The organism is Streptomyces sp. NPDC088400 (genome assembly GCF_044753355.1).
In the GTDB taxonomy this organism is placed as follows: Bacteria; Actinomycetota; Actinomycetes; order Streptomycetales; family Streptomycetaceae; genus Streptomyces.
Genome location: NZ_JBIVMZ010000002.1, coordinates 538591 through 557503 on the forward strand (window position 1 = coordinate 538591; position 18913 = coordinate 557503).

At 74.3% G+C, this 18913-nt stretch carries 2 protein-coding genes (1 of these 2 cut by a window edge); both read left to right on the forward strand.

What is annotated here, in order from left to right; translation table 11 throughout:
- Positions 1 to 2065, forward strand: partial view of a type I polyketide synthase gene (locus tag ACIQD6_RS07130; RefSeq protein ID WP_401879089.1) — the final stretch only. Its footprint begins 37598 nt before the window's first position; only the last 2065 of its 39663 coding nucleotides appear in the window; the start codon falls outside the window, past its left edge; the stop codon is at positions 2063 to 2065.
- Positions 2062 to 18786, forward strand: coding sequence for a type I polyketide synthase (locus ACIQD6_RS07135; protein WP_401879092.1), 16725 nt, complete (start codon positions 2062 to 2064; stop codon positions 18784 to 18786). Before ACIQD6_RS07130 ends, ACIQD6_RS07135 begins: the two co-directional genes overlap by 4 nt.
- The last annotated feature ends 127 nt before the right edge of the window (positions 18787 to 18913 follow it).

An 18913-nucleotide genomic window follows, 5' to 3' on the forward strand; every position in this document is an offset into this window, starting at 1 on the left:
CGCCGCGTACGCGGACGACCCGTGGGTCAGGGCGGTGCTGGAGGCACTGGGCACCGACGTGGTGCCCGTGCCGGTGGCGGTGTGTGACCGTGAGGTGCTGGCGGGCCAACTCCGTGATCAGGCAGGTGAGTTCACCGGCGTGATCTCGCTGCTGGCGATGGACGGGACCGGAACGGATACGGGCGCTCCGGCCGGTACGGTCGCCACCGCGGCGCTCGTACAGGCTCTGGGCGACGCCGGTGTGACCGCCCCGCTGTGGTGCGTCACGCGCGGCGCGATATCGGTCGGCCGCTCGGACGCCGTGACCGCGCCCGTGCAGGCGGCCGTCTGGGGCCTGGGCCGGGTCGCGGTGTTGGAGTACCCGGACCGCTGGGGCGGTCTGATCGACCTCCCGGCCGAACTCGACGACCGGGTGACCGCCGGATTCACGGCCGTGCTGGCGGGCTGGGACGGTGAGGACCAGGTCGCGGTCCGCCGGAGCGCGGTCTTCGGCCGCAGGCTGATCCCGGCCCCGGCCCCGGCCACCGAATCAGCCTCTGCACCAGCCCAGGCAGCCGGCTTGGCGGCGGTCACCGGGACCACGCGTCCCGCCTCGGCCGTCCCCGTCTGGGAGCCGACCGGAACCGTACTGATCACCGGCGGAACCGGGGCGCTCGGGGCGCATGTGGCCCGGCGGCTCGCACGGGTGGGGGCACCGCATCTGCTGCTCGCCGGCCGGCGCGGCGCGCAGGCCCCCGGGATGGACGCCCTGCGCGAGGAACTGACCGCGCTCGGGGCCCGGGTGACCGTCGCCGCCTGCGACGCCGCCGACCGCGCGCAACTGACCGGACTGCTGGCTTCCGTACCCGCCGATCAGCCACTGACCGGCGTGGTGCACGCGGCCGGTGTGCTGGACGACGGGGTACTCGACCGGCTCACCCCGGAGCGGTTCGCGACGGTGTTCCGCGCCAAGGTCACCTCGGCCCTCCTGCTCGATGAGCTGACGCGGGACGCGGACCTGTCCGTGTTCGCGCTGTTCTCCTCCGCGTCCGCCGTCGTCGGCAACCCCGGACAGGCCAACTACGCGGCGGCGAACGCCGTACTGGACGCCCTGGCCGAGCGGCGCCGGGCGGACGGCCTGCCCGCGACCTCGGTCTCCTGGGGTGCGTGGGGCGGCGGAGGCACGGCCGGATCGGCCCAGGCGGAAGAGGCGGCCCGCCGGGCCGGTGTCGCGCCGATGGATCCGCGGCTGGCGAGCGAGGTGCTGCGCCGGCTGGTGGCGGAGCCCGAGCCCACCGCGCTGGTCGCCGAGATCGCCCCGGACCGCTTCGCGCGGGCGTACGGCGGGGCGCGGCCGAGTGCGCTGCTCCGTGAACTGCCCGGCTACCAGGAGCTGGTGGCCTCGCGCAGCGACGAGCCGGCCGAGTCCGAAGGCGGCGCCCTGCGGGAGCGGCTGGTGAAACTGCCGGAGGCCAGGCGCCTGGAAGCGGTGCTGGACGTGGTCCGTGCCCGTTCCGCGCAGGTGCTCGGCTACCGGGGCGCCGACGCGGTCGGCGCCGAGCGGCCGTTCCGCGAGCTGGGGGTGGACTCCCTCGGCGCGGTCGAACTCCGTAACCAGATCGGCGGCGCGACCGGTCTGAGCCTGGCCGCGACGCTGGTGTTCGACTATCCGACCCCGCTGGCGCTGGCCGAACACATCGCCGGGCGGCTCGCCCCCGACGGTTCGCCCGCCACGGCTGCCAAGGACGGCGAGTCGGCCGAGGACGCGGAGATCCGGTCGCTGCTGGCCAAGGTGCCGCTCGGCCGGCTCCGGGAGATCGGCCTCCTGGAGCCGCTGCTCGAACTCGTGGGCCAGGACAGCGGAGCCCCGGCGCGCGACGATGAGCCCGACGAGCGGTCCATCGACGCGATGGCGCTGGACGACCTGGTACGGGCCGCCCTCCAGGGGCAGTCCGACGACGAGCCGGACCGACAACCTGACGCTGAGCCGGACCGACGATCCGGCAACGAGCCAGGCCGGCGATCCGGCAACGAGTCAGACCGACGACCCGACGACGAGTCATCCAAGCGACGGAGGAACTCATGAGCACGTCCAGCGAGCAGGTCGTCGAGGCCCTTCGCGCCGCGATGAAAGAGGCCGAGCGCCTCCGGCGGCAGAACAGGCACCTGGTCGCGGCGGCCACCGAACCGATCGCCGTCGTCGGCATGGGCTGCCGCTATCCCGGCGGGGTGCGCTCCCCGGACGACCTGTGGCGGCTCGTGGAGTCCGGCTCCGACGCGATCTCCGGCTTCCCCACCGACCGGGGCTGGGACCTGAGCGCCCTGCGCGGCGGGCAGACCGACGAGCGCGGCATGGAGGTCAGCCAGCAGGGCGGATTCCTGGACTGCGCCACCCAGTTCGACCCCGGCTTCTTCGGGATCTCGCCGCGCGAGGCCGTACGGATGGATCCCCAGCAGCGGCTGCTGCTGGAGACCTCGTGGGAGGCGATCGAGCGGGCGGGTATCGACGCGAGCACGCTGCGCTCCAGCCGGACCGGTGTCTTCATGGGCACGAACGGCCAGGACTACGCCTATCTGATGGTCCGCTCGCTGGACGACGCGACCGGTGAGGTCGGTACGGGGATCGCGGCCAGCGCGGTGTCCGGACGGCTGTCGTACACCCTGGGCCTGGAGGGGCCCGCGGTGACCGTCGACACGGCGTGCTCCTCGTCGCTGGTCGCCCTGCACCTCGCCACGCAGGCGCTGCGGGGCGGCGAGTGCTCGCTGGCCCTCGTGGGCGGCGTCAACGTGATGTCCACGCCGGGGCCGCTCATCGAGTTCAGCCGCCAGGGCGGGCTCGCCCGCGACGGCCGCTGCAAGGCGTTCGCGGACTCCGCCGACGGCACCGGCTGGTCCGAGGGCGTCGGCGTGCTGGTCCTCGAAAAGCTGTCCGACGCACAGCGCAACGGGCACTCGGTGCTCGCGGTGGTGCGCGGCAGCGCCGTCAACCAGGACGGCGCGTCGAACGGCTTCACCGCCCCCAACGGGCCGTCCCAGCGCCGGGTCGTCCGGCAGGCGCTCGCCGCCGCCGGCCTCTCCCCGGCGGACGTCGACGTGGTGGAGGGGCACGGCACCGGCACCCCGCTCGGCGACCCGATCGAGGCGCAGAGCCTCCTGGAGACGTACGGGCAGGAGCGGGAGACCCCGCTGCTGCTGGGGTCGGTCAAGTCGAACCTCGGACACTCCCAGGCCGCGGCCGGGGTCGCCGGGGTCATCAAGACCGTCATGGCGATGCGGCACGGCACCGTCCCCAAGACCCTGCACGCCGAGACCCCGTCGTCCCACGTGGACTGGTCCGCCGGGGCGGTGAAGCTGCTGACGGAACCGTGCGCGTGGCCGGAGACGGGCCGCCCCCGCCGAGCGGGCGTGTCGTCCTTCGGAGTCAGCGGCACCAACGCGCATGTGATCCTCGAAGCGGCGCCCGACGACCTCGGCGACGAGACCCCGCAGAGCACGGCGCCCCCCGGGCGGAGCCTCACCGCGCTGCCCTGGGTGCTGTCCGGAGCCACCGAGGCCGCGCTGCGCGACCAGGTAACGGCCGCGCTGTCCCTGCTGGAGGAGCGGCCGGAGGAGCGGCCGGAGGAGCAGTCGGACTGGCGGCCGGAGACGCGCCCGCTCGACGTGGCGTACTCCCTGGCGACGACCAGGACCGGCCTCGAACACCGGCTGGCCGTCGTCGCGGAGGACCGCGAAGCCCTCCGGGAGGGCCTGACGGCCTGGACCGAGAACGGCGCGGCGCCCTCCGTCGTGGCCGGGACCGCCCCGGACCGCGCGAAGCTGGCCATGCTGTTCTCCGGGCAGGGCGCGCAGCGGCTCGGCATGGGCCGGGAACTGTACGGCCGGTTCCCGGTGTTCGCGGAGACGCTGGACGCGGTGCTCGCGGAGTTCTCACCGGCCGGCGGCACGGAGCCTTCCACGGCGGAGGGCTCCGACGCGGTACGTACGGCCGATGCGGTACGTACGGCCGACGGCACCGCGGCGGACCTGAGCCGCCTCCGTGACGTCATCTGGGGCGAGGACCCGGAGGCGCTCGACCGCACCGGCTACGCCCAGCCCGCGCTGTTCGCGATCGAGGTGGCCCTGTTCCGGCTGCTCGAATCGTGGGGCGTACGGGCCGACTTCGTCGCCGGGCACTCCGTCGGCGAGGTCGCCGCCGCCCATGTCGCCGGGGTGCTGTCGCTCCCCGACGCCTGCACACTGGTGTCCGCGCGGGCCCGGCTCATGGACGCACTGCCCCCCGGCGGGGCGATGGTCGCCGTACGGGCCGCCGAGGACGAGGTCACCCCGCTGCTGACCGAGCGGGTGGCGATCGCCGCCGTGAACGGGCCGTCCTCCGTGGTGCTGTCCGGCGCCGAGGACGACGTACTCGCGATCGTGGCGCGCCTGGAGGAGCGCGGCCACCGTGGTACTCGGCTACGCGTGCCGTACGGCTTCCACTCGCCGCTGATGGAGCCGATGCTCGGGGAGTTCCGACAGGCCCTCGCCGGGCTGGAGTTCCACGAGCCGCAGATCGCCGTCGTGTCGAACCTGACCGGCCGGGTCGGCGACGCGGGAGAGCTGTGCTCGCCGGAGTACTGGGTGCGGCACGTCCGGGAGACCGTCCGCTTCGCCGACGGGGTAAGGGCGCTGTCCGACGCCGGAGCCGCTGTGTTCGCCGAACTCGGCCCCGACGGCGTGCTCTCGGCGGCGGCCCGCGAGTCCCTGCCGACGCGGGCGGCGGTGTTCCCGCTGCTCCGCAAGGACCGCCCGGAAGAACTCGCCCTGGTCACCGCCGTCGCCGGGCTGCACGTGGGCGGTATCGCCGTGGACTGGGCGGAGTTCTACGCGGGTACCGGCGCGCGGCGCGTCGACCTGCCGACGTACGCCTTCCAGCACGAGCGGTACTGGCCCTCGGGGACCGACCTGTCCACCGACCTGTCCGCGACCGGACTGGAGCCCGCCGGGCACCCGCTGCTCGGCGCGGTGATGGTCGTGGCCGGCGCCGACGAGGTGACGCTGACCGGCGTACTGTCCCCGGCGGCACAGCCCTGGCTCGCCGACCATGTGGTCGGCGGCATGATCCTCTTCCCCGGCACCGGATTCCTGGAGCTGGCCGTCCGGGCCGCCGACCAGGCCGGCTGCGACCGGGTGGAGGAACTCACCCTCCTCGTACCGCTCGTGCTCCCCGAGCACGGCGGGACGCAGGTACAGATCCAGGTGGGCGAGCCCGACGAGGCGGGCCGTCGCGAGATGTCGTTCTTCGCCCGTCCCGCCGACGCGCCCGACGCCGCCTGGACGCTGCACGCCTCCGGACGGCTCGCCCCGGACGAGCGGGTGGCCGAGTTCGACGCGACGCAGTGGCCGCCGCCCGGCGCGACCGTGGTCGACATCGACGGTTACTACGACCAGTACGCCGAATCCGGCCTGGACTTCGGCCCCTCCTTCCGCTGCCTGAGGGCCGCCTGGCAGCGCGGCGACGAACTGTTCGCCGAGGTCGTCCTCCCCGAGTCCGTGCGCGACGCCGGGGACTACGGTGTCCACCCCGGACTGCTCGACTCGGTCCTGCATGTGGCGAGGGACTCCGGCGAGCGCCTGGTGCCCTTCGCCTGGCATGGCGTCTCGCTGCACGCCTCCGGCGCCGACGTGCTGCGCGCCCGGCTGGTCAGGACCGGCCCCGAAACCGTCGTCGTCACCGGCGCCGACGTCCACGGCGCGCCCGTGATCACGGTGGACTCGCTGACCCTGCGGGCCCCGTCCACCGACGCCCTCGCGTCGGCCGGCCCCGACGCGGCCGAGTCGTTGTTCCACCTCGACTGGATCCCGCAGGCCGCGCCGGACGCGGACGACGCGCGGTGGGCCGTCATCGGCGCGGACGGCCCCGGCACGGATGTCCTCGGCCTCGGCGCTGCGTTGGACGCGGCCGGGACCGCCCACGTGTCCGTGCCGTCCCTCGCACTGCTGGGCACGGAGCACGGCTGTGCCGAGGCCCGGAGCGACAGCGACCCGGCCGAGCTGCCGGGCGTCGTCGCCGTACCGGTGACGGGGGACGACGACGGCGGCCCGGAGGCCGTCCACGCGCTGACGGGCCATGTGCTGGGCCTGATCAGGGAATGGCTCACCGACGACCGCTTCGCCCGCTCCCGCCTGGTGTTCGTGACCCGGGGCGCGATCGCGGCGCGGGACGAGGACGTACGGGACCTGCCCGCGGCGGCCGTGTGGGGTCTGGTGCGGTCCGCTCAGGCCGAGAACCCGGGCCGCTTCCTGCTGTTGGACCTGGACGGCGACATGGCGGCGGCCGCGTCCGTACTGCCGGGCGTCCCCGGGCTGCTGGACCTCGACGAGCCGCAGGCGCTGATCCGCGCCGGGCAGGTGCGGGTCGGGCGGCTGGCGCGCGGCGCCTCGGGCGGCGCGCTCGTGCCGCCCGCGAACCAGTCCTGGCGGCTCGACAGCGCCGCGAAGGGCAGCCTGGACGCGCTGGCCCTGCTGCCCTGCCCGGAAACCCCGACTCCCCTGACGGGACGTCAAGTACGGCTGTCCGTACGGGCAGCGGGCATCAACTTCCGTGACGTACTCAACGCCCTGGGCATGTACCCCGGCGAAGCCGAGGCGTTCGGTTCCGAGGCGGCCGGTGTGGTCTCGGAGGTCGGTCCCGAGGCGACCGCCCTGCGGCCGGGCGACCGGGTGATGGGCATGGTGTCCGGCGGATTCGGGCCGGCCGTGGTCGTGGACGAACGGCAGCTGACGCCGGTCCCCGAGGACTGGTCCTGGGAGACCGCGGGCTCCGTTCCGCTCGTCTTCCTCACCGCGTACCACGCGCTCGTCGACCTCGCCGGACTGCGGCCCGGCCAGAAGGTGCTCGTCCACGCGGGCGCGGGCGGCGTCGGTATGGCGGCGATCCAACTGGCCCGCCACCTCGGCGCGGAGGTGTTCGCCACCGCGAGCGAGAGCAAGTGGGACACACTGCGCGACCTCGGGGTCGCCGAGGACCGTATCGCCTCCTCCCGCACCACCGGCTTCGAGGCGGCCTTCGCCGCCCTCGCCGGTGACGGCGGGATCGATCTCGTACTCAACGCGCTGTCCGGCGAGTTCGTGGACGCCTCACTGCGGCTGCTGGGCCCCGGCGGCCGATTCCTGGAGATGGGCAAGACCGACATCCGGGACGCGGACAGTGTCCCGGACCACGTCCACTACCAGGCCTTCGACCTGGGCTGGGCCGCCCCCGACTCCATCCAGCGGATGCTGACCGCCCTCACCGCGCTGTTCGCCGAAGGGGCGCTGGAGCCTCTGCCGGTACGCGCCTGGGACGTGCGGCGCGCACCTGACGCGTTCCGCCACATGAGTCTGGCCCGGCACGTCGGCAAGCTCGTACTGACCCTGCCGCCCCAGTGGGACCCCGAGGGCACCGTACTGATCACCGGTGGCACCGGCGGCCTCGGCGGCACGCTCGCCCGCCACCTGGTCACCGAACGCGGCGTACGGCACCTCGTGCTGGCCGCGCGCCGGGGCCCGGACGCGCCCGGCGCCCACGACCTGAAGGCCGAACTGACCGAGCACGGCGCCGAGGTCACCGTCGTCGCCTGCGACGTCTCCGACCCCGAAGCCGTACAGGCCTTGGTGGCCGGGATCCCCGCCGGGCATCCGCTCACCGCGGTCGTCCACACGGCCGGCGTGCTCGACGACGGCGTGATCGATTCGCTCACCCCCGAACGACTGGACACCGTACTGCGGCCCAAGGTGGACGCGGCCTGGCACCTGCACGAGGCGACGAAGGGCCTCGGCCTCGCCGCGTTCGTCCTCTACTCCTCCGTCGCGGGCGTGATGGGCTCCCCGGGACAGGCGAACTACGCGGCGGGCAACGCCTTCCTGGACGCCCTCGCCCACCGCCGCGCCGCCGCCGGGCTGCCCGCCGTATCACTGGCCTGGCCCGCGTGGGAACAGGGCGCGGGCATGACCAGCCACCTCGAAGAACAGGACCTGCGCCGCGCCTCCTCCACCGGCCTGCCGCTGCTCCCCACGGACCGGGGCCTGGCGCTCTTCGACGCCGCCGTCGGCGCGAGCGACGCGCTGGTGATCCCCCTGCCCATCACCGCGAGCAGGGGTGCCGGCCCCCGCCCCGGGCCGGGAGCCGTCCCCGCGCTGCTGCGCGGCCTGTTCCGCGCCGGCCGCCGCGCCGCGACCGCCCGGGCAGGAGGGGCGACACGGGCCGCGCTCACCGAACAACTCGGCGGACTGCGGGCCGAGGAACGGGCCCGCCACCTGGTGAACCTCGTACGGCAGGAAGCCGCCGGTGTGCTCGGGCACTCCCCGGGCGACGCCGTCTCGGCCGTCTCCCCCGACAAGGACTTCCGGCGGCTGGGCTTCGACTCGCTCACCGCCATCGAGCTGCGCAACCGGCTCTCCTCCGTCACCGGGCTCGTGCTGCCCGCGACGCTCGTCTTCGACCACCCCACCCCCCAGGTGCTCGCCGCATACCTGCTCACGGAACTCGGAGAGCTGGGGGAGGCGGGCGCCGACGCGGACGCTCCGGCCCTGCTCGCGCCGGCCGCCGCGGACGACGACCCGATGGTCGTCGTCGGCATGGGCTGCCGTTTCCCCGGCGGTCTCGACACGCCGGAGGCCCTGTGGGAGTTCATCGAGGCAGGCGGCGACGCCATCTCAGGATTCCCCGAAGACCGCGGCTGGGAACGGGACATGGGGCCGGGAGGCTCCGGGGCCGACGGCTCCGGTCCTGTCGCGGCGGGTGGATTCGTGAGCCGCGCCGGCGACTTCGACGCGGACTTCTTCGGGATCAGCCCGCGTGAGGCGCTGGCCATGGACCCGCAGCAGCGGCTGCTGCTCGAAACGACCTGGGAGGCCGTCGAGCGGGCGGGTATCGACCCGACGCGGCTGCGCGGCAGCGATACCGGTGTGTTCGTCGGACTCAGCGGATACGACTACTCCACCGTGGTCATGAACTCCGCCGTGGACGTCCAGGGACACGCCACCACGGGCCTGTCGGGCAGCGTCGCCTCCGGCAGGCTGTCCTACGTACTCGGCCTGGAGGGCCCCGCCGTCACCGTGGACACGGCGTGCTCGTCGTCGCTGGTGTCGCTGCACCTGGGCATGCAGGCGCTGCGCGCCGGGGAGTGCTCGCTGGCCCTCGTGGGCGCGGTGATGATCATGGCCACCCCGCTCAGCTTCGCCGGATTCGCCCGCGCCGGCGGGCTGTCGCCCGACGGGCGGTGCAAGGCGTTCTCCGACACGGCGGACGGCACCGGCTGGTCCGAGGGCGTCGCCACACTCGTCGTGGAACGGATGTCCGACGCGGTGCGCAACGGCCACGAGATCCTGGCCGTGGTGCGTGGTTCGGCGGTGAACCAGGACGGTGCGTCGAACGGCCTGACGGCTCCGAACGGCCCGTCGCAGCAGCGCGTGATCCGGCAGGCGCTGGCGGGGGCGGGACTCTCGTCCGCTGATGTCGACGCGGTGGAGGCACACGGTACGGGTACGACGCTGGGCGACCCGATCGAGGCACAGGCCCTGCTCGCGACGTACGGGCAGGACCGCGAACGCCCGCTGTATCTGGGCTCGGTGAAGTCGAACCTTGGCCACGCCCAGGCGGCGGCGGGCGCCGCCGGGCTCATCAAGACGGTCATGGCCATGCGGCACGGGGTGCTGCCCCGCACCCTGCACGTGGACGCCCCGTCGTCCCATGTCGACTGGTCGGCCGGCGACATCGACCTGCTGACGGAGAACATCCCGTGGCCGGAGACGGACCGCCCGCGTCGCGCGGGTGTCTCCTCCTTCGGCCTCAGCGGCACCAACGCGCACGTCATCCTCGAACAGGCCCCGGCCCTCGCGGAGCCGGCGCCCGAGCCCGAGCCCGAGCCCGAGCCTGTGTCCGGGCCTGCGGCGCTGCCCGTTCCGGCGGTGGTCCCCTGGCCGGTCGCGGCGACGAGTGAAGCGGCCCTCGACGCGCAACTCGACCGTCTCAAGGCCTTCGCCGCGGGCCACCCCGCGCTGGACGTCGGCCACTCCCTGGCCAACGGCCGCACCGTCTTCGACCACCGGGCGGTGCTGCTGTCCACACCGGACGGCGTGGTGGAGGCAGCCCGTGGGGTGGCCGGCGAGGGCGCGTCGGCGTTCCTCTTCTCCGGCCAGGGTGCGCAACGTCCCGGAATGGGACGGGAGTTGTACGAGCGGTTCCCGGCGTTCGCGGAGGCGTTCGACGCGGTGTGCGCGGAGTTGGAGCGGTCGAGTGGGGAAAGCGGCTCGCTGCGCGCGGTGATGTGGGGTGCGGACCCGGACCGGTTGAGCGGGACGGACAGGGCGCAGCCGGCGTTGTTCGCCGTCGAGGTGGCGCTGTTCCGGCTGGTGGAGTCGTGGGGCGTGCGGCCGGATTACCTGGCGGGTCACTCGGTCGGAGAGATCGCCGCCGCGCATGTCGCGGGCGTGCTGTCATTGGCGGACGCGTGCGTGCTGGTGTCGGCGCGTGCGCGTCTGATGGCGGCGCTGGCTCCCGGCGGGGCGATGGTGGCGGTGCGGGCCGATGAGGCCGAGGTCCGTCCCCTGCTGACCGACGGGGTCGCCATCGCGGCGGTGAACGGGCCGGAATCGGTGGTGCTGTCCGGCGACGAGGCCGCCGTCGAAGCGACGGTGGCGCGTCTGGGAGAGCGTCGCGGCAGCAGGCTGTCGGTCAGCCACGCGTTCCATTCGCCGCTGATGGATCCGATGCTGGAGGAGTTCAGTGCGGCCCTTGAGGGGCTGGAGTTCCACGAGCCCCGTATCCCCGTGGTGTCGAACCTGACGGGTCGTCTTGCCGAGGCCGATGACCTCCGTACGCCCGACTACTGGGTCCGCCATGTCCGCGAGACCGTACGGTTCGCCGACGGTGTACGGGCACTCGTCGACGAAGGCGTCAGCACCTTCCTGGAGTTGGGCCCCGACGGCGTCCTCTCGCCGATGATCCGCGAGTCCGTGCCGGACGAGACGGTCGTCGTCCCGGCCCTGCGCAAGGACCGCGCGGAGGAGAGCGCCGTCGTCACCGCCCTCGCCCGCCTGCATGTGGCCGGGGTCCGCGTGGAGTGGCCGGCGTTCTTCGCCGGGAGCGGCGGCCGGAGGGTCGATCTGCCCACGTACGCGTTCCAGCGCGAGCGGTACTGGCCGGAGGCCGCCGAAGTCGTGGTAGCGGAAGGCGATGTCTTCGACGGCGAGTTCTGGGCGGCGGTGGAACGGGAGGATCTGGAGTCCCTGGCGTCGAGTCTCGACGTGGACGCCGACGCGCTCAGCGGAGTCGTACCCGCGCTGTCGTCCTGGCGCGGGCGGCGCCGGGCCCGGTCGACGGTCGACTCCTGGCGCTACCGCGAGACATGGCGGCCGGTCGGGAGCGGTGCCTCCCCGGCCGAACTCCCGGGTACCTGGCTGGTGGTGCTCCCCGCCGGGACCACCGAAGCCACCGGGCCTGTCGGTTCCACCGAGCCCGGCTGGGCGCGGGATGTCGCCGACGCGCTCGGCTCGGCCGTGGTCCCTCTCGTGCTCCCCGACGGACGGACGGCGGACCTGACGGCAGACAGGCTTACGGCCGACAGGCTTGCCGAACTGACCGCCGACGGCACGCGGTTCACGGGCGTGGTCTCGCTCCTCGCCGCGTCCCCGGACGGCCTCACGGACACGGTGGCGCTGCTCAGGGACCTGGGCGAGGCGGAGATCACGGCACCCGTGTGGGCCGTGACCCGTGGCGCGGTGTCCGCGGAGGGCGGCGCGCCGATCGACTCGCGGCAGGCCGCCTTCTGGGGCCTCGGCCGCGTCGCCGCGCTGGAACACCCGGACCGCTGGGGCGGCCTGGTCGACCTGCCGGAGGTGCTGGACGACGCCGCCACCCGGCGGCTGATCGGTGTCCTCGCGGGGGCGCTGCCCGGGAAGGGCGCGGAAGACCAGGTCGCGGTACGGCCGTCCGGAGTGTTCGGGCGCCGGCTGCTGCCCGCGCCCGGAGCGGACAAGGCCCGCCGGTGGCAGCCGGCCGGCACGGTGCTGATCACCGCGGGCACCGGCGTCGTGGGCGCGCACGTGGCGCGAGGGCTGGCAGCGCAGGGCGCGGAACACCTGCTGCTGCTCTCCGCCTCCGGTACGAACACGCCCGGTACGAACACCCCCCAAGACACCCCCGGTCCAGACGCCTCCGGAGCGGCGGAGCTGGAGGCCGAACTCACCGCGCTCGGCGCGCGCGTCACGATCGCGGCCTGCGACTCGGCGGACCGCGCAGAACTGGGCGCCGTACTGGCGGGGATACCGCCGGAGTTCCCGCTGACCGGTGTCGTGCACACGGCCGGTCACCCGGAGGATCCCACCGCGCTGCACACGCTGACCGCGCGCCGCGTCGAGGACGCGTTCCGCGCCAAGGTCGCCCCCGCGCTGCTGCTGGACGAACTGACCCGCGATCTCGGCCTGTCGGTGTTCGCGCTCTTCTCCTCGGTGGCCGCCGCCGTCGGCAGCCCGGGCCGCGCGGACCAGGCCGCCGCGAACGCCGTGCTCGACGCTCTCGCCGAGCGCCGCCGCGCCGACGGTCTCCCGGCGACATCCGTCGCCTGGGGCCCCTGGCGTGGCGCCGGAGCCCCCGAGGGTGCCGGGGCGACCGTGCTCGAACCAGGGCTCGCGGTGACGGCGCTGGCCGAACTCGTCGTCGAGCCCGAGGCCATCGCCGTCGTCGCCGACCTGCGGCAACCTCAGCTGCTGGAAGCCGTGTTCGGCCTCCGTACCAGTGCGGCGCTCACCGGCGTGCCCGGGGCGAGCGAGGCCGCGCGGACCGTACGGAAGGCGCGCCACGACGGCGAGTCCACCGCACTGCGGCTGCGCGAGCGCCTGCTCGCCACCCCGGAGGCCGAACGGGTGGGGGTGCTGCTCGACATGGTGCGCACCTACGCCGCCGCCGTACTCGCCCACGCCGACGCGGAGGCCATCGGCCCCGACCGGGCCTTCCAGGACCACGGGTTCGATTCGCTGACCTCGATGGAACTGCGTAACCAGCTCGCCAGGACCACCGGTCTCGCGCTGCCCGCGAGCCTGCTCTTCGACTACCCGAGGCCCCGCGTGCTGGCCGAGCACCTCGTCGCCGAGCTGCTGGGTGAGCCGGAGGACGTGCCGGACCTCGCCCCGGTCCCGGTCCGGACCGGCCTCGCCGACGACCCGGTGGTGATCGTCGGCATGGCCTGCCGGTTCCCCGGAGAGGCGCGTACTCCGGAGGAGTTCTGGGACCTCATCTCCTCCGGCGCCGACGCGATCACCGGCTTCCCCGACGACCGGGGCTGGGACCTGGAGACCCTCGGGAGCGATCTGCCCGGCAGCAGCGCGACCACCGAGGGCGGCTTCCTGCACGACGCCCCGGACTTCGACCCCGGCTTCTTCGAGATCAGCCCGCGCGAGGCGCTGGCCATGGACCCGCAGCAGCGGCTGCTGCTCGAAGTGTCCTGGGAGGCGATGGAGCGCGCCGGGATCGATCCGCAGGGCCTGCGCGGCAGCCGGACCGGTGTCTTCGTGGGCACCAACGGCCAGGACTACGTGCACCTCGTGACCCGGGCCCGGGAGGACCTCGGAGCCCACGCCGGCACCGGGCTGGCGGCGAGCGTGCTCTCCGGGCGGCTGTCCTACGTGTTCGGCCTGGAGGGCCCCGCGTCCACGGTGGACACGGCGTGCTCGTCCTCGCTCGTCTCGCTGCATCTCGCGGCTCAGGCCCTGCGCGAGGGCGAGTGCTCGCTGGCGCTGGCCGGCGGCATCACGGTCATGGCGACCTCCTCCGCCTTCGCCGGGTTCAGCATCCAGGGCGGACTCGCCCCCGACGGCCGCTGCAAGCCGTACGCCGAGGCCGCGGACGGTACCGTCTGGTCCGAGGGCGTCGGCATGCTGGTGGTGGAGCGCCAGTCCGACGCGCTGCGCAACGGGCACCACGTCCTCGCAGTCCTGCGGGGTTCCGCCGTCAACCAGGACGGCGCGTCGAACGGCCTGAGCGCGCCCAACGGCCCCTCCCAGCAGCGCGTCATCCGCCAGGCCCTCGCCGGCGCCGGACTGGCGCCCCGGGACATCGACGCGATCGAGGGACACGGCACCGGCACCATGCTGGGCGACCCGATCGAGGCGCAGGCGCTGCTCGCGACGTACGGGCAGGACCGCGAACGCCCGCTGCTGCTCGGATCGGTGAAGTCCAACATCGGCCACACCCAGGCCGCTTCGGGCGTCGCCGGCGTCATCAAGGCCGTACTGGCGATGCGGCACGGAACCCTGCCGCGCACGCTCCACCTGGACGAGCCGTCGTCCCAGGTCGACTGGACGGCCGGCTCGATCGAACTGCTCGGCGAGAACCGGCCCTGGCCTCAAACGGAACACCCCCGCCGGATCGGGGTCTCCTCGTTCGGCATCAGCGGTACCAACGCCCATGTCCTCCTTGAGCAGGCACCGCCGGCGGCGGATCCCGCCCCCACCGACGAGCCGTCGGTCCGGCCGGCCGTGGTGCCGTGGCCCGTATCCGGCCGTACGGCGGCGGCGCTCGACGCCCAGCTCGACCGGATCACCTCCTACGCCGCCGGCCGGCCGCCGCTCGGCATCGGCTTCTCGCTGGCCACCGCCCGTACGTCCTTCGAGCACCGGGCCGTCCTGCTGGCCGGCGAGGACGGGACCACGGAGGTCGCGCGAGGCGCGGCCGCCGAGGGCGGCGCCCTGGCGGTTGTCTTCTCGGGGCAGGGCGCCCAACGCCTGGGTATGGGACGGGAGTTGTACGACCGTTTCCCGGCCTTCGCCCAGGCACTCGACGCGGTGCTGTCGGCGCTCGCGGAGACGGACTCGGGGCCGGACGTGGGGCCGGACTCGGGGCTGGACCGGCTGCGCGCGGTGATCTGGGGCGACGACCCGGACCCGCTGGACGACACCGGAATCGCCCAGCCCGCCCTGTTCGCCGTCGAAGTGGCCCTCTTCCGGCTGATGGAATCCCTCGGCGTCACGCCCAAGTACGTCGCGGGTCACTCCGTGGGCGAGATCGCCGCCGCGCATGTCGCGGGTGTGCTGTCGCTGGAGGACGCCTGCCGCCTGGTGGCCGCCCGCGCGAGGCTGATGCGGGCACTGCCGCCAGGCGGGGCGATGGTGGCGGTCCTGGCCACCGAGGCCGAGGTCCGCCCGCTCCTGAAGGGCGCGGTCGCGATCGCGGCGGTGAACGGGCCGGACTCGGTGGTGCTGTCCGGCGACGAGACCGCGGTCGCCGACGTCGTGGCGGGTCTGGGGGAGCGCCGTACCAGCAGGCTGCGCGTGTCGCACGCGTTCCACTCGCCCCTCATGGACCCGATGCTGGAGGAGTTCCGTACGGTCGTCGAGGGCCTCGCCTTCCACGCGCCCGCCCTCCCCGTCGTGTCCAACCTGACCGGCCGCCTCGCCGGTCCCGACGATCTGCGTACCGCCGACTACTGGGTCCGCCACGTCCGCGAGACCGTCCGTTTCGCCGACGGTGTCCGGGCCCTCGCCGACGGCGGGGCGAAGACCTTCCTCGAACTCGGCCCCGACGGCGTCCTCTCGGCGATGATCGAGGACTCCGCGCCGGAGGGCACCACCGTCGTCCCCGCGCTGCGCAAGGACCGGCCCGAGGAGGCCGCCCTGGTCACCGCGCTCGCCCGGCTGCACGTGACAGGAGTCCCGCTGGACTGGCGGGAGTTCTTCGCGGGCACCGGCGCGCGCCGTGTCGACCTGCCCGTCTACGCGTTCCAGCACCAGCGGTTCTGGCCGACGGCCTCGGTGCGCTCCACCGACGCGGCCGGTCTCGGCCTCGCCGCCACCGAGCATCCCGTGCTCGGCGCGATGATGACCGTCGCGGGCTCGGCGGAGCGGGTCCTCACCGGCACACTGTCCCTCGCCCTGCACCCCTGGCTGGCCGAGTACGCCGTCGATGGAGAGGCCGTCCTGCCGGGGACCGCGTTCCTGGAGGCCGCGATCCGCGCGGGCGACCAGGTCGAGTGCGACCGCGTGGCGGAACTGACCCTGACCGCGCCGCTGGTCGTGCCGGAACGTGGTGCGTCGCAGATCCAGGCACGGATCGGGGAACCCGACGACACCGGGGCCCGCGAACTGTGGTTCCACGCGCGCCCCGCCGACGACCCCGACGCCGAGTGGACGCCGCACGCCCACGGGCGCCTCGTACCGGCGGACGAGGCGGTGACCGGGTCCGGGTCCGGGGCGGGGTTCGGCGCCGCGCCGTGGCCGCCCACCGGTGCGACCGAGATCGATCCGGCCGACCTGTACGAAGAGTTCGCCGACGCGGGCCTGGAGTACGGGCCGACGTTCCGGGGCCTGCGCGCGCTCTGGCGGCAGGGCAGGCATTTCTACGCCGAGGTCGCCCTGCCCGACGAGGCGCGCGACACCGACGGCTTCGGCATCCATCCGGCGCTGCTGGACGCCGCCCTGCACGCGGCGGTACTGACCGGCGACCCGGAAGACGACGCCGAAGCCGGGCGGCTGCTCCCGGCCGAGTGGCGTGGCGTCACGCTGCACGCCGCCTCCGCGCGGGTGCTGCGCGCCCGGCTGACCCGCGAGGGGGACGGGTTCGCCCTGGTCGCGACCGACCCGCAGGGCGCGCCGGTCCTCTCGGCGGAGTCCGTGGTGCTGCGCCCGGCGGCACGCCGGCCGGACGCGCCGGCCCGACCGGACCACCAGCGGTCGCTGTTCCACCTGGAGTGGGCTCCGCTGCCGGCGACCGAAGCACCGGCCGACACCACCGGCCGGTTCGTGCTGGCGGACACCACGGGCGGATTCGGGCAGGCGGACTCCGCGCCCGCTCTGCCCTATCCGGGCGTGGAACCAGTGAAATCCCTGGCCGAATTGAGCGACCGTAGCGGGGTGGTGACACCGCAGGTGGTCCTGGTGCCCGTCGCGGGCGCGACAGAGCACGGCGCGATTGAGCACGGCCCATCGGCGGTGCACGGTCCGTCGGCGGTGCATGGCGCGTCCGTGGTGCATGGCGTGTCCGTGGTGCACGAGGTGACGCACCGGGTGCTGGCGCTGCTGCGGGAGTACCTGGCCGAGGACCGGCTCGCCCGCACCCGGCTGCTGTTCGTCACCGAGGGCGCGGTCGCGCCGGAGGGCGACGATGTGCCGAACCTGGCCGGCGCGGCGGTATGGGGCCTGGTGCGGGCCGCGCAGATGGAGAACCCCGGCCGGTTCCTGCTCGCCGATGTCGACGGCACGGCGGCCACGGCGGCCGTGCTGCCGGGGCTGCCGGGGACGGACGAGGAGCAGTTCATGGTCCGGGAGGGAGCCGTCCGGGTCCCGCGCTTGATGGCCGCCCCTGACGCGCCCGCCGGAGGACCTGTTCCCTCTCCCGAAGCGCGCGCCGGAGGTTCTGTTCCCTCTCCCGAAGCGCCCGCCGGGGGAGCAGTTCCCACCTCCGACGCGCCCGCCGGAGCATCCGGCCCGGCCCGGGACCGTAGTCCGTGGGGCCCCGACGGCACCGTACTGATCACCGGCGGCACCGGCGGCCTGGGCCGTCTGCTGGCCCGGCACCTGGTGGCCGAGCGCGGAACCCGGCACCTGGTGCTGGCCGGCCGGCGTGGTGCCGGGGCGCCGGGCGCGGCCGAGCTGCGCGAGGAGCTGACCGCACTCGGCGCCGACGTGTCCCTCGCCGCCTGCGACTTCGCCGACCCCGGCGCCGTACGGGAGTTGCTGGCCGCGATCCCCGCCGGGCGCCCGCTGTCCGCCGTGGTGCACGCCGCCGGTGTGCTCGACGACGGTGTGCTCGACGCCCTCACTCCGGAGCGGATGGACACCGTGCTGCGGCCGAAGGCCGACGCCGCCTGGCATCTGCACGAGGCGACCCGTACGGCGGACCTCGGGGCGTTCGTCCTCTTCTCGTCGGTGGCGGGCGTGATGGGCAGCCCCGGTCAGGCGAACTACGCGGCCGCCAACGCCTTCCTCGACGCGCTGGCCCAGCACCGCAAGGCCAACGGGCTGGCCGGGACCTCGATCGCCTGGGGCCCCTGGGCACAGGACAGCGGTATGACCAGCGGGCTGAGCGCGGCCCATATCGAGCGGATGAACCGGTCGGCGACACCGCCGCTCGGCGCGGAGCAGGGTCTCGCGCTCTTCGACGCCGTCACCGGCCGTGCCGAGGCCGGCCTGATCGCCATGCGTACGGCGAGCAAGGCGGGGCCCGGCTCCGCGACGTTCGCCGGTGCGGTGCCGCCGATCCTGCGCGGCCTGGTCCGGGCCGGCCGCCGGACCGCCGCCGCCGACGACCGGGCGGCGGACCTCGAAGCGGTGCTGAGGGACAAGCGCGAGAACGAGCGGGTGCCGTTCCTCACCGATCTGGTGCGGGGCGAGGCGGCGGCCGTACTGGGGCACCGGTCCTCGGACCAGGTCGGCGCCGAGTGGGAGTTCGACCGGCTCGGGTTCGACTCGCTCACGGCGATCGAGATGCGCAACCGGCTCACCGCGGCGACCGGTCTGCGGATGCCGGCCACGCTGATCTTCGACTACCCGACACCGGTCACGGTCGCGGAATTCCTCGCGTCCCGCCTCGGCGACGGCGTCGTGGCGGACACGCAACCGGCTCTCCCCGCCGAGTTCGACCGGCTGGAGGCGGCGCTGTCCACCGCGCTGTCGGCCGACCTCGACGAGGGGACCAGGGCGGGCGCGGCGGCGCGGCTGCGGACGATGCTCGCCCGGGTGACAGGAGGAAGCACCGAGAACACCGAACACGACGTACAGCGACGGATCGAAGAGGCGAGCGCCGACGAGGTCCTGGCCTTCATCGACAGTGAGCTCGGCCGACCGGGGGACCACTGACCACGGGGGACAACTGAGCACAGAGGACCACTGAGCACAGAGGACCACTGACATCAGGCGGCCCCCGACCACAGTCGACCCCGGTCGATCTCCCAGTCCGATCTCTCAGGTCGATCTCTCAAGCGGA

What these genes read in the sequence shown, in the direction of transcription:
- ACIQD6_RS07135 (WP_401879092.1), top strand. Translation starts at nt 2,062, where the DNA reads ATGAGCACGTCCAGCGAGCAGGTCGTCGAGGCCCTTCGCGCCGCGATG.